This is a genomic window from Peribacillus sp. SRI_006 (assembly GCF_057586375.1).
Map to the genome: position 1 here is coordinate 1 of NZ_JBYCZT010000034.1, position 12,854 is coordinate 12,854.

At 40.7% G+C, this 12,854-nt stretch carries 13 protein-coding genes, 1 tRNA gene, 1 other RNA gene and 1 other annotated feature; of the genes, 4 read left to right on the forward strand and 11 right to left on the reverse strand.

Features of this window, described 5'->3' with window-relative positions:
• Window positions 1-221 precede the first annotated feature (221 nt).
• The 7 genes from AC2YHV_RS27315 to tadA all read right to left on the reverse strand — a co-directional run bounded on the left by AC2YHV_RS27315 (window position 222) and on the right by tadA (window position 4,622).
• Complete coding sequence (locus AC2YHV_RS27315; RefSeq protein WP_487374576.1) at window positions 222-491, reverse strand: pro-sigmaK processing inhibitor BofA family protein; 270 nt, start codon at window positions 489-491, stop codon at window positions 222-224.
• A 104-nt stretch (window positions 492-595) separates the two neighbouring features.
• On the reverse strand, window positions 596-814 hold the full coding sequence (locus tag AC2YHV_RS27320) for a YaaL family protein (RefSeq protein ID WP_034316261.1): 219 nt from the start codon (window positions 812-814) through the stop codon (window positions 596-598).
• Window positions 815-834: 20 nt separating this feature from the next.
• Entirely contained in the window at window positions 835-1,431 is a 597-nt protein-coding gene (gene recR / locus AC2YHV_RS27325; RefSeq protein WP_034316264.1) for a recombination mediator RecR, read from the reverse strand.
• 60 nt (window positions 1,432-1,491) lie between these two features.
• Window positions 1,492-1,809, reverse strand: a complete 318-nt coding sequence (locus AC2YHV_RS27330) for a YbaB/EbfC family nucleoid-associated protein (protein ID WP_048688709.1) — start codon at window positions 1,807-1,809, stop codon at window positions 1,492-1,494.
• Window positions 1,810-1,830: 21 nt separating this feature from the next.
• Entirely contained in the window at window positions 1,831-3,519 is a 1,689-nt protein-coding gene (dnaX, locus tag AC2YHV_RS27335; protein ID WP_054398423.1) for a DNA polymerase III subunit gamma/tau, read from the reverse strand.
• A gap of 184 nt (window positions 3,520-3,703) precedes the next feature.
• Window positions 3,704-3,968: signal recognition particle sRNA large type (ffs, locus tag AC2YHV_RS27340), an RNA gene on the reverse strand.
• A gap of 147 nt (window positions 3,969-4,115) precedes the next feature.
• Window positions 4,116-4,622, reverse strand: a complete 507-nt coding sequence (gene tadA, locus AC2YHV_RS27345; protein WP_487374577.1) for a tRNA adenosine(34) deaminase TadA — start codon at window positions 4,620-4,622, stop codon at window positions 4,116-4,118.
• A 139-nt stretch (window positions 4,623-4,761) separates the two neighbouring features.
• Between tadA and AC2YHV_RS27350 the strand changes: the two genes are divergently transcribed.
• The 3 genes from AC2YHV_RS27350 (at window position 4,762) to AC2YHV_RS27360 (ending at window position 6,796) form a co-directional block, all read left to right on the forward strand.
• Complete coding sequence (locus tag AC2YHV_RS27350) at window positions 4,762-5,307, forward strand: cysteine hydrolase family protein (protein WP_413005333.1); 546 nt, start codon at window positions 4,762-4,764, stop codon at window positions 5,305-5,307.
• A 180-nt stretch (window positions 5,308-5,487) separates the two neighbouring features.
• A complete protein-coding gene (locus AC2YHV_RS27355) occupies window positions 5,488-6,147 on the forward strand; it encodes a deoxynucleoside kinase (RefSeq protein WP_487374578.1) in 660 nt (219 codons plus the stop codon).
• Complete coding sequence (locus tag AC2YHV_RS27360) at window positions 6,125-6,796, forward strand: deoxynucleoside kinase (protein WP_487374579.1); 672 nt, start codon at window positions 6,125-6,127, stop codon at window positions 6,794-6,796. The genes AC2YHV_RS27355 and AC2YHV_RS27360 overlap by 23 nt, the downstream gene beginning before the upstream one ends.
• Before the next feature lie 121 nt (window positions 6,797-6,917).
• Here AC2YHV_RS27360 and AC2YHV_RS27365 read toward each other — a convergent pair.
• The 4 genes from AC2YHV_RS27365 to guaB all read right to left on the reverse strand — a co-directional run bounded on the left by AC2YHV_RS27365 (window position 6,918) and on the right by guaB (window position 11,734).
• Window positions 6,918-7,010, reverse strand: a tRNA-Ser gene (locus tag AC2YHV_RS27365).
• Window positions 7,011-7,142: 132 nt separating this feature from the next.
• Window positions 7,143-8,420: a serine--tRNA ligase gene (gene serS / locus AC2YHV_RS27370; RefSeq protein WP_487374580.1), complete on the reverse strand. Its 1,278-nt coding sequence runs from the start codon at window positions 8,418-8,420 to the stop codon at window positions 7,143-7,145.
• A 63-nt stretch (window positions 8,421-8,483) separates the two neighbouring features.
• Window positions 8,484-8,708 (reverse strand) — a binding site (T-box leader).
• A 69-nt stretch (window positions 8,709-8,777) separates the two neighbouring features.
• Window positions 8,778-10,097, reverse strand: a complete 1,320-nt coding sequence (locus AC2YHV_RS27375; protein ID WP_487374581.1) for a D-alanyl-D-alanine carboxypeptidase family protein — start codon at window positions 10,095-10,097, stop codon at window positions 8,778-8,780.
• Between the two features lie 173 nt (window positions 10,098-10,270).
• Window positions 10,271-11,734, reverse strand: a complete 1,464-nt coding sequence (guaB, locus tag AC2YHV_RS27380; protein ID WP_048688703.1) for an IMP dehydrogenase — start codon at window positions 11,732-11,734, stop codon at window positions 10,271-10,273.
• A gap of 111 nt (window positions 11,735-11,845) precedes the next feature.
• On the opposite strand from guaB, the gene AC2YHV_RS27385 reads away from it, so the two are divergent.
• Window positions 11,846-12,811: a YaaC family protein gene (locus AC2YHV_RS27385; protein ID WP_487374582.1), complete on the forward strand. Its 966-nt coding sequence runs from the start codon at window positions 11,846-11,848 to the stop codon at window positions 12,809-12,811.
• The last annotated feature ends 43 nt before the right edge of the window (window positions 12,812-12,854 follow it).

Here is a 12,854-nt window from a genome sequence, read left to right on the forward strand (position 1 = left end):
TTATCTTATCATTTACAAAACCTGATGTCAACAATTATTTTCATATTGTTTTTTTGGTTAAGCAATGTATGATGTCGTTATTGGCGACTCCTAATATATTATCAGGTTGATCAATAATCGTCAATGGTTAAATTAGTTTTTTTTAAAAAAACTATAGCATGATAAAAACCCCAAGGAAATATCCATGAGGTTTTCATAAGATGACTTCGACACACAATCCTTTAAATGATCCAATAACCAATGGCCGCCAATGCGGCAACTCCCGGTATTCCAAGCAGGCCGGCGACTACCGAGGTAACAGGGTTGATTGGGACATGAATGCCCGCCTGATTACCAAGTGTATTCAAAAAGAACAAAAATGCTGCACCGATAATGACCTTTATAATGCCCTGCCCTATGAACCGGACAGGTCTTAATGGGGCCCCGATAATGAGGAGCATTAAAATCAAGCCGCCAACTATGGCAACAAAGACAACTGGTTCCAAACTCATTCCTCCCCGCAAGCTTGTACTAAACTTATATGAAGGAAACGCTGGATTAAGAACCGAAAAAAATGGCCATGAGGAACAAACAATCCTTCACAGCCATTTCCTTATCATCTTTTTAAGCGAACATTCCTTCTTTTAACTTCCCTGAATAAGTAGAAATATTTCACTTCCGCCAGTCTCGTTTGGGCGATTACTTCCTCAGATGGATCAACGCTTTTTTCAAGTAATGATTTTTGATTATGCCAATTCCATTTCAATTGTTCAAGCTCTTCGATTAATGAATCATTGAATTCATTCCGAAGTTTCTTTTTTTTACGAAAGAACAAGCGAAGTCCTCCCAGCTATCTTATATTTCTCTTCTTCCTTCTATTGCTTTTGATAGCGTCACTTCATCCGCATACTCCAAATCTCCGCCAACAGGAAGTCCGTGGGCAATTCGGGTCACTTTGATGCCTGATGGTCTAAGCAACCGGGAAATATACATGGCTGTCGCTTCACCTTCAATGTTAGGATTAGTGGCCAAAATTACCTCCAGCACTGTTTCATCTTGCAGGCGCTTTAATAAATCAGGAATATTTATATCTTCCGGACCGATTCCGTCCATCGGGGAAATACTGCCATGCAGTACATGGTATAAACCATTGAACTCTCTCATCTTTTCCATAGCTATAACATCTTTCGGGTCCTGAACCACACAGATCAAACTTCTGTCCCTCTTTTGATCTTCGCAAATATAGCAGGGATCTTGATCTGTAATATGACCACAGACTGAGCAATACATAAGATTCCGCTTAGCATTAACAAGTGCTTTTGCAAAATCCAAAACAGTATCTTCCTTCATGCTTAATACATGAAAGGCTAATCGAGCAGCCGTTTTAGGACCAATCCCCGGCAATTTCATAAAACTGTCAATGAGCTTGGAAATTGGTTCTGGATAATGCATCGAATTCCTCCTAAAAATTTCAAAAGAAACCCCCTGAAAGGAAGTTTCTTTTGAACTTGCTTAAAACATACCCGGAAGGTTCATTCCCTTAGTGAATTGTCCCATCGTTTGGTTTGTCATTTCTTCCGCCTTTTTCAAAGCATCGTTAGTGGCAGCCAACACTAAATCCTGAAGCATATCGATATCATCCGGATCGACAACTTCCGGTTTGATGACTACATCGACTATTTCTTTATGTCCAGTCACGATGACCGTTACCATTCCGCCGCCGGCAGTTCCTTCAACCCTTTTTTCACCTAATTCTTCTTGTGCCTCTGCCATCTTCTTTTGCATCTTTTGCATTTGTTTCATCATGTTCTGCATATTACCACCGCGCATACCCATTTTCCTTACCTCCAATTATTCTTTAATTTCAAGTAAATCATCGCCGACTAATTTTCTAGCCTCTGCTATAAAGGGGTCTTCTTCTTTTGATTCCGTTTCTTCTGGACCGTCGAACTGCTGTGTTGAGATGAAGTCCTCCCGCAACCTTTGCCACTGGCTTTCCGGAACTCCAGCTATCTCCATTCGGTGTCCGGTCAATTGCTGCATGATCGAGGCTATCACTTCCACGAAACGGTTATTTTCCATTGCCATTTGACAATGAATATCATATTTGAATTTTACCACAAAAGCTTCAGTTGACGCAGCAACAGGTTCTGCCTCCGTTAATAAAGCTGCCAATGACTTTTGGTTTTGCAGACCTAACTGTTCAAGCACTTCCCCCCACTTACTTTTCACAGCATTAAGACCTGGCTTTGTAGCTTGTTTCAAAACTTGATTGATCTTTCCGGCAGGTGCTTTATATGACTTTTTAACGGCCCTTTGCGCCTTAGCCTGCTCTGCAGGTTTTTCTGCCATGGCTGCCGGAATGCCGTTTTTCTGCATTTCGAGTAATTTCTTCTCTAAATCTTCTATTTTCTGCTGCAGCTGTTGAAGCTGCCCGTTATCAATTTGATTTGGCCTTTGCTCATTACATAACTTGACAAGTGCCACCTCAAGGAAAATCCTTGGATGATTTGTCCATTTCATGTCTTGCTGTGTTTGATTGAAGCTTTCAATTATGGAGTAAATCGATTCAGAAGAAATTACTTCTGCCAATTCCTTGAATTGGGGATCTATCAAAACACGCTCGAAGGATTCTGCCAGTGCCGGTGCCGTTTGAAACAAAAGCATGTCACGGAAGTAATAAATCATGTCTTCTATGAACCTAGCCGGGTCTTTTCCCATGGCCAGCAATTCTTCAAGGACTTCAAGTGCCACCGCTACTTCTTTATCATATATAGCTTTTGCCAGCCGGCTTAAAAACGCTTGCGAAACAGATCCGGTGACAGTCAATGCATCTTCCACTGAAACCGTCTCCGAACTGAAGGATATCGCTTGATCAAGAAGGCTTAGTGCATCCCGCATCCCGCCTTCGGCTGCCCTCGCAATGATATGCAGGGCTTGTTCATCACAAGAAACACCTGTTTCTGCAATGATTTGTGACATCCGGCCAACTATATCTTGAGGCTGGATCCGTTTAAAATCAAACCTTTGGCAACGGGAAATGATCGTTAGTGGAATCTTATGAGGCTCAGTCGTCGCCAATATGAAAATCACGTGCTTCGGAGGTTCTTCCAATGTCTTTAAAAGCGCATTGAACGCCCCTTGTGAAAGCATATGTACCTCATCAATGATATAAACTTTATATGTAACCGCGTTAGGTGCATATTTGACCTTATCACGAATGTCACGGATTTCCTCGACACCATTATTGGATGCTGCATCAATTTCTATAACATCTGATATGGAGCCATCGGTGATTCCGCGGCAGGTAGCACATTCGTTACAGGGCTCACTTGTCGGTGCATGCTCACAATTCACTGCTTTTGCTAGAATTTTGGCAGCACTTGTTTTCCCTGTTCCACGTGGACCGGAAAATAAATAGGCATGTGAAACCTTTTGCCCGACCAAAGCATTCTGCAACGTTTTCGTCACATGTTCCTGTCCGACTACATCAATGAATTGTTGCGGCCGCCATACCCGGTATAATGCTTGATACCCCACGGAAATCCCTCCTTCTTTTCTCCATCTTGTTTATTATACATTACTGATTTCCTTAATATCAAAGTCTAAAATGAAATTTCATCATTGCCTCATTTTTTTTCAAAAATACCAAGCACTTTACCTTCTTGGCATAAAAAAAAACCCACCCGATACGAATGAGTTTTTTGTTTATGTAAAATAACTGCCGTGCACCTTCTGTCGATTAGCAACCATAAGCGTTACTTAAGCAGTTAGCTCGGCCCAGGCAACCCTGCGGCACATGAGAACTTCCACTTAATGCTGCTTCCTTCCGGACCTGACATGGTTCATGGAGTCCCATTGCGCAGGACCCGGGCGTCAACGCCACTTACTTAAGGCAGGCCCTACAGAATGCTAACCTCGAGAAGGGATTCAACCTCGCTAGAGCGGATTGCGAGTACAGGGCACCGCTACCTCCCCGTCTAGCACGGCAAAAGTAATACCAATTTCAAAGCGTCATTACGACGCATAATTCATTATACTAAGGTAACAAAAAAAACGCAAGTGTTGTTCTTGGACAGTTCAATTCCAAATTTATCAAATGAAGCAAAGATTCATCTTCAACATTCGTTTTTCACTTATTTATTTTCTTCAACAAGCTTGAGTGCCTGCTCTCTTTTCAACGTTTTCTTTCTATCCCTAAGCTCTTTAAAAAAAGAAGTCAAAATCCAGCCGCACTCTTCCTCCAATACACCGCTGGTTACATCACATTGATGGTTAAAGCGTTCATCTCGAAGTAAATCCATGAATGTGCCTGCACAGCCAGCCTTTGGATCATGCGCTCCGAAAACAACCCTTTTCACCCTTGATTGCAAGATGGCACCGGCACACATCGGGCAAGGTTCCAGCGTTACATATAATGTCGCATCTTCAAGACGCCAACTGCCAGTAGCACGGCAAGCCTCATTGATTGCAAGGAGCTCCGCGTGTGCCGTCGCATTCTGTTCCGTTTCCCTCAGGTTATGCCCCGTCGAAATAACTTGATTATCTATTACGATTAAAGCGCCAATCGGCACTTCATTCAATTGCCGCGCCTTTTTTGCTTCCTCTAAGGCTAAATTCATGTAATGAACATCATCCTTCAAAAAAAAACCCCCTCATATTAAATAGGAGTAAACAGACAAATATTAGACAAAATAAAGGTCATACTACTTATTCTAATGAATAGTAACGCATTCGGCATATGTGCTGCAAGTAAATTCTCATAATACAGGAGGATATACCATGAATCGACCTGAATCGCCTTCCTTTGCATTGCTTATCATTGATATGATCAATGACTTTGACTTCAAATACGGGAATATGCTCCTTGAACATACGAAACTTATCGTCGATCCGATCTTGAAATTAAAGAAGCAAATGAAAGAAAAAGGTTTTCCAATCATTTATATCAATGATCATTATGATTTATGGCAGGCTGACTTCGATAAAATCATTGATAAATGTAAAAATGAAGGTAATGCCTCATTAATCGAAAGAATAAAACCGCAACAGGACGAATTTTTCCTCATCAAGCCGAAGCATTCAGCATTTTATGGGACGGCACTCAATACACTGCTTAAACAATTAAACGTGGATACCCTGATCATTACTGGCATAGCTGGCAACATCTGCGTGCTATTCACGGCCAATGATGCCTATATGCGGGAATATAAATTATGGATTCCGAAGGATTGCATTGCTTCTGCATCAAAGGAAGATAATCATTATGCATTAAAAATGATGAACCATGTTCTCAAGGCATCCATAAAACAAGGTGAAGACATGTAAGCATTCAATCGAATAAGGAATTAATCTACATACCTCCCCAATTAACACTCTTTCATTCTCTTTCTTTATCAACCTGACAAAAATGTCACTAAAGTCCCAAGTCTGTGATACAATATCTCTTGGCGAAAATCCTATGACCGGGAATTTTAGCTTGATACCTCATGAAGGAGGACAGATTGGATGAAATCCACCCCATTTATCACTGTCGAAGGTCCAATCGGCGTGGGAAAAACATCACTCGCAAAAGTTATCGCAGATCATTTTCAAATTTCATTATTAAGGGAAATTGTCGATGAAAATCCATTTCTCGGGAAATTCTATAAAGATATTGATGAGTGGAGCTTTCAAACAGAAATGTTTTTTCTGTGTAACCGTTATAAACAATTGGAAGATATCGAAAAAAAGTATCTTACTAATGACCATGCCGTAGTGGCTGATTATCATATATTCAAGAACTTGATATTTGCTGAAAGAACGTTAAAGAACGAACAATACAATAAATACCTTGAGATATTCAATATTTTAACACGGGATATGCCTGAACCTAATATGGTGATTTATTTAAACGCAAGCCTTGATACTCTTCTCTCCCGAATCGGTAAAAGAGGTCGGGAAATCGAAGAAAATATATCCTCCATTTATTTAGAGCAGTTATCCGCGGATTATCGAACATTCATGGAAACATTCGAGAAACAGCACCCTGACATCCCTGTTCTTACATTCAACGGAGATGAGCTGGATTTTGTCGGGAACAAGGATGATTTGAAAACGATAATCAGCCAAATAGAGAATGCCCTGCACAAAGGAGTAAAGTCAAATGAACTTACGAAAGAAATATAATATTCCAAACAACGCCGTCATTACGATAGCAGGGACGGTTGGCGTAGGAAAATCGACCATGACCAATGCGTTAGCCGATGCCCTTCAATTCAGGACATCATTTGAGAAGGTTGATACGAACCCCTACCTGGATAAGTTTTACGATGATTTTAATCGTTGGAGTTTCCACCTGCAAATCTATTTCCTCGCTGAACGTTTTAAAGAGCAAAAAAAAATCTTCGAATATGGCGGCGGTTTTATCCAAGACCGTTCCATTTATGAAGACACCGGGATATTTGCAAAAATGCATTATGAAAAAGGCACGATGAATGACGTGGACTACGAAACGTATACAAGCCTTTTCAATGCCATGGTAATGACGCCATACTTCCCGCACCCTGATTTACTTATCTATCTCGAAGGTTCGCTCGATGATATCCTCAACCGGATCCAAGAGCGCGGCCGTCCAATGGAACAGCATACCCCAATTGAATATTGGCAGGAAATGCACGGCCGTTACGAAGAATGGATCAATCAATTCAACGCCTGCCCTGTCCTTCGATTAAATATAAACGAATATGATCTTATGCAGGATGAAGCAAGTATCGAACCTCTTATAAAACGGATTGCCGAATATATGGAGCAAACCAAGTTGTTGCGAAATGTGTAAAACAGAAAAACCACCGGTTATCCGGTGGTTTTTTAATATATTAGAAAACAAAAATTCCGTTACATAACTGTAACGGAATTCATCGATATCCAATTTATGCGCTGTGGTTATTAATAAGTTATGGAGGAGGTAGAGGGATTCGAACCCCCGCGGGATTTGACTCCCCTGTCGGTTTTCAAGACCGATCCCTTCAGCCGGACTTGGGTATACCTCCGTATCAACATATATTATATTACATGGAATTAAAATCAAAGTCAAGCCCTCTTTAAAGTTTTTTTAAAATAATTTTCAAACTTTGATATAAAGGGGAATCAGCCTCTTTAACCAGAAGCTGATTCCCTTTGACTTACGGTTTAATGACTTCCACACCGCGCATATATGGACGTAATACTTCAGGAATGATAACACTGCCATCTTCCTGCTGGTAATTCTCCAAAAGGGCAGCGACTGTACGGCCGATTGCCAAACCTGATCCATTTAGGGTATGGACGTGTTCCGGTTTGCCTTTTGCATCACGTCTGAAGCGAATATTGGCCCGTCTAGCCTGGAATGCTTCAAAGTTACTGCAAGAAGAAATTTCGCGGTACGTTCCATAGCTCGGGATCCAAACCTCGATATCATACTTTTTAGCAGCTGTGAAACCAAGATCTCCTGTACACATGCTTAGCACTCGGTATGGAAGACCCAGCAATTGGAGGACCTTTTCGGCATGACCTGTAAGGTTTTCCAACTCTGCATAGGAATCTTCCGGCTTCACGAACTTCACTAGTTCAACTTTATTGAACTGGTGCTGACGAATTAGCCCTCGCGTATCACGACCCGCAGATCCTGCCTCTGAACGGAATGAAGCACTGTATGCCGCATAGCTAATCGGCAGATCGTCCGTGCTCATGATTTCATCACGATGGAAATTTGTCACCGGCACTTCAGCTGTAGGAATCAAGAAGTAATCATCACTTTCAATACGGAAAGCATCCTCTTCGAATTTTGGCAATTGACCTGTCCCGGTCATGCTTGCACGGTTCACCATATATGGTGGCAGCATTTCTTCATATCCGTGTTCCTCAACATGAAGGTCTAACATAAAGCTAATTAGTGCACGCTCCAATCGGGCACCAAGACCCCGATAAAATACAAATCGGCTTCCGGTCACTTTTGCTGCCCGTTCAAAATCCAGGATGCCTAGATCTCCAGCTACATCCCAGTGTGGTTTCGGTTCAAACTTGAATTCAGGTAACTCCCCCCATTTACGGATTTCGACATTATCGTCTTCCGTCTCACCAACAGGCACGCTTTCATGCGGTATATTAGGAATGGAAAGAAGTAATGTTTCTAATTGCGCTTCCACTTCACGAAGCTCATCATCGAAACTTTTTATACGGTCACCGACTTCACGCATTTCCGCAATCAACTGATCTGCATCTTTTTTCTCCCGTTTCAATATGGCCACTTGCTGTGAAACTTCATTTCTTTGGCTTTTTAACTTTTCCGTTTCAGCAATCAAGGTCCGGCGCTTTACATCCAGTTCCTCGAATTTTCCTAAATCGGTTAAATCTTCACCTCTGAATTGCAATACACGCTTCACTTCTTCAAAATTATTTCTTACATATTTCAAATCCAACATTTCAGTTCCTCCTTAATGTTTTTGATGATTTATCAAAGAACGCAAAAAACTCCCGTCCCCTGAAGAAGGGACGAGAGTTAACCCGCGTTGCCACCCTAGTTGAAGGCCTATGAAAAACGCCTACCACTTATCACGATAACGGCTTTTAACCGAAAGTATTTACTGGCCCAAAAGGCTTTCCATACTCTGCTCCAGGAGGGATTCACAAAACTCTCACACCGATTTCCACCAGCCATCGGCTCTCTGTAGAAAGAAATACTTGTTACTATTTCCTGTCATTGCTTTCTTATATAATCAAATTGTTTTCCATAATGTACTATAATTTTATACATTACGCAACCGTTTTATACAGTAAACTTAAAACCAGCCTTTAACAGTGGAAGCTACACTGCTCCAAACGTCTCCAAAGAATCCGCCAACCGCCCGCATTGATAATACGAACCAGTTTGCCTTTTCAACGGATTCGGCAGCTACGACGTTAACCTTAACTGGATCGCCGTTGATGTACCCGTAATCTTCTCCTTTTTTAGGAGTGACTGTGATGTAGCCTAGCTTTTCACCTTTTTTGATTGGTGCAGTCAGCTTACCATCATCATTCAATTTGTTTTTATCGATAACTAAATCTGTTTTATAGTTGTTTTTCCCACCATTTTCAACAAGTAGCTCGATTGCTTTTTCAGATTGAATCTTAACGTCTTTTTCCTTGCCTTTCACTACTGAAAGTGTTTCTTTCCCTTTCACCTGGTAGTTGGCTGGAAGGACTTTTTCCTTTTTAAATGTTGCATAAGCATAGTTCATCAGCTTAGTGCTATCCGCAAAACGTTCAGTTTTACTAGTGGACTTCATTACCACCGTGATATAGCGTTGGCCATCCCGGATAACCGTCCCTGTATGACCATAACCGGCAAAGTCAGTAGATCCCGTTTTCAGTCCATCTACGCCTTTATATTCAAATATCAGGCCAGGCAGCATCCAGTTGAAGTTCGAATACTCTTTTCCATCACGGAACTTCAATTTAGGAATACTCGCAATTTTTAATACTTCCGGATAATCATTTATTAGACGATAAGCAAGAAGAGCAGTATCTTTTGCTGTCATGATATTTTCTTCATCTGCTTTACCAGTAGGGTATTGCCCTAATAAATCGGAGTTATTCAAACCGCTGGCATTAACGAATTTATGGTTTTTCAAGCCTAACTTTGTTGCTTTTTCATTCATTAATTTAACAAAACTCTTTTCACTTCCGGAAATCAATTGTGCTAAAGCTACCGTTGCCGCATTTCCAGAATAGACAGCCATAGCTTGATATAGTTCCTTAACTGTATAATCTTCACCTTCCGTTAACCCAACATTCGATAAATTAGGTGCTTTTGAAAGGTCATGTACGTATTTATTTATTTTAACTTTTTGATCCCAACTGATTTTCCCATTTTCGATTGACTCCATTATGATGTACTCGGTCATCATTTTAGACATGGATGCAATCCCTAGTACTTTATCGGCATTTTTTTCATACACGATTTGTCCCGTTTCACCATCGATTATGATGGCTGCCTCTGCTTTTAAACCTAAATTATCAGATTCAGCAACAGCTTCCCCCGGTTGATAGGCAAATTGCGACATAACAAGAACTAAAACAAAAGTGAAAATGAGGGTCATCTTGCTGATTTTTTTCAATTTCCAATACCTCCAACTTTTAAGCTAATCTCTATAACAAAGGAGAAACTTTATGTAATTCCCTTGACACCTTGTCTAGTTTATCACAGAAAAAATAAAAAAAATAGACAGAGTAATCGCAGACTCTGTCTATTTTAACAATAAATTTTAATGACGATTATATGTTAAATTCATTACATTGAGTAGTTCGGTGCTTCTTTAGTGATTTGGACATCATGAGGATGGCTCTCCCTTAACCCTGCACCTGTCATTTTGACAAATTGAGAGTTTTCTCTCAACTCTTCCAATGTGGCTGTACCGCAATATCCCATACCTGAACGAATGCCGCCAATCAGTTGGAAAATGGTATCTGATAGAGGTCCTTTGTATGGAAGGCGCCCTTCGATGCCTTCCGGAACGAATTTCTTGTTATCTTCCTGGAAGTAACGATCTTTAGATCCTTTTTCCATTGCAGCAACAGATCCCATACCCCGATACACTTTAAAACGGCGACCTTGGAAAATTTCCGTTTCGCCAGGGCTTTCAGTTACACCTGCAAGCATACTGCCAAGCATTACTGCATGTCCGCCTGCAGCCAGGGCTTTAACGATATCTCCTGAATATTTAATTCCGCCATCAGCGATAATCGTTTTACCATGCTTTCTTGCTTCTGTTGCACAATCGAAGACTGCCGTGATTTGTGGAACACCTACACCGGCTACAACTCTAGTCGTACAGATTGACCCTGGTCCGATTCCCACTTTCACTACATCGGCTCCCGCTTCAATCAATGCTTTCGTCCCTTCAGCTGTTGCCACATTACCGGCAATGATCGTCAATTCAGGATAAGTCGCGCGGATTTCCTTCACCATTTCAAGGACGCCTTCTGAATGACCGTGAGCTGTATCAAGTACAATTGCATCGACATGGGACTTAACAAGCATTTCAACACGCTTCATTGTATCCTTAGTGACTCCGACTGCAGCACCTGCAAGCAATCTCCCTTGCTTATCTTTCGCCGAATTCGGGAACTCAATGACTTTCTCGATATCCTTGATCGTAATAAGTCCTTTAAGAACTCCATTATCGTCTACAAGAGGAAGCTTTTCGATTTTGTACTTTTGAAGAATCTTCTCTGCTTGTTCCAAGTTAGTTCCTACTGGTGCTGTGACGAGATTCTCAACAGTCATGACACTGGAAATCTTCAAGGAAAAATCGGAAATAAATCGCAAATCACGGTTTGTAATGATACCCACAAGTTTTTGATCCTCAATATTGTTGACTACAGGAACACCCGAAATGCGATATTTACCCATTAAATGCTCTGCATCGAATACCTGGTGATCTGGCGTCAAGAAAAATGGATCGGTAATTACACCGCTTTCTGAACGTTTTACTTTATCCACCAGTTCAGCTTGTGCTTCAATGGACATATTTTTATGAATGATACCCAATCCGCCTTGACGAGCCATGGCAATCGCCATCTCTGCTTCCGTCACGGTATCCATTCCTGCACTGATGATAGGAAGGTTGAGCTTTAAGTTTTCAGCTAAGTTGACTTGAAGGTTGACATCTTTCGGCAAAACCTCTGATTTCGCTGGAATTAATAGGACATCATCAAAGGTTAAACCTTCTTTTGCAAATTTATTTTCCCACATTATTTTCCCCTCCTGCTTAAAAATATTATTTGTAGGTTATCAATAGGACATACTACTGTCAAGAAGAGAAATAAATGTTTGATTATTCTATTAATTCGGAGGACAGCTGCAATGCCTGAAAACAATGATAATTTCGATAAATATACACCTTTTTTTTCCGCATCTTCCTCTCAACTTTTTTTACAAAAATGTTACACACAAGAAAAAATAGCAGAAGCGGAAATCAAAAGTTATGATAATTGTTATCCATTTATTTACCATCTTGAACATGCTAAAACTTATTATAATCAGGCAGCCATTGCACCACTTTCCATTCAACCAATCCTTACATTTTATGGATTCTCCCAATTATTAAAGGCTTGTCTGCTCACGATTGATCCTAACTATCCGGAATCGACTTCGATGCTTGCCCATGGGGTAACTACGAGGAAAAAGAAAAAGCAACAATATGAATTTCTGAAGGATGAAGTAAAAACGCAAAAAAATGGACTTTTCACCTGCATCGCCGAGAAATTATTTCATATCAGGCATCTGGAAGGTGAAAAGTTTTCCATGGGTACACTTATGAAAGAAATCCCGGATATGCAAAACTTTACATGGTCCATTTCCAAGAAAAATTTCGTCGCCCTGCTACCCTCTCCCAATGGTTTTCAATTGCCTTCAACCATATTGGATAGCTATCAAATGTCCAGCAGTCGATTGGAAGAATTTTTGAAAGCTAAAACGAATCAAATTTACAGTATTTCGGAAGCTCCCGGAACACTGCATTTAAAAACAGAGGGTGTTCCTATTCATAATGCCACATCTCCAATACGGTATAATTTGGAACAAGGGCAATTCATGCTATCTCTAAATAAAGATTCGTCCGCTTTTTCATTACCTGAACTTTTGATTCATTATTTGATTTCTTATAACCTTAGCATAATAGCTCGTTATGAAACAGAATGGTGGGCAGAGCTGATGAAAACCATGCCTAATGACGATTACCCTTGCATTGTGCAATTCCTTAAAATAAGCCAAGCTAAGGTGCCATTTTTAATATTTGAATGGATTAAGTCGGAAAGGTTCCACATCTGATCCTTCCAACACCCTATTGGTGAAATGATCTGACCTGAAACGA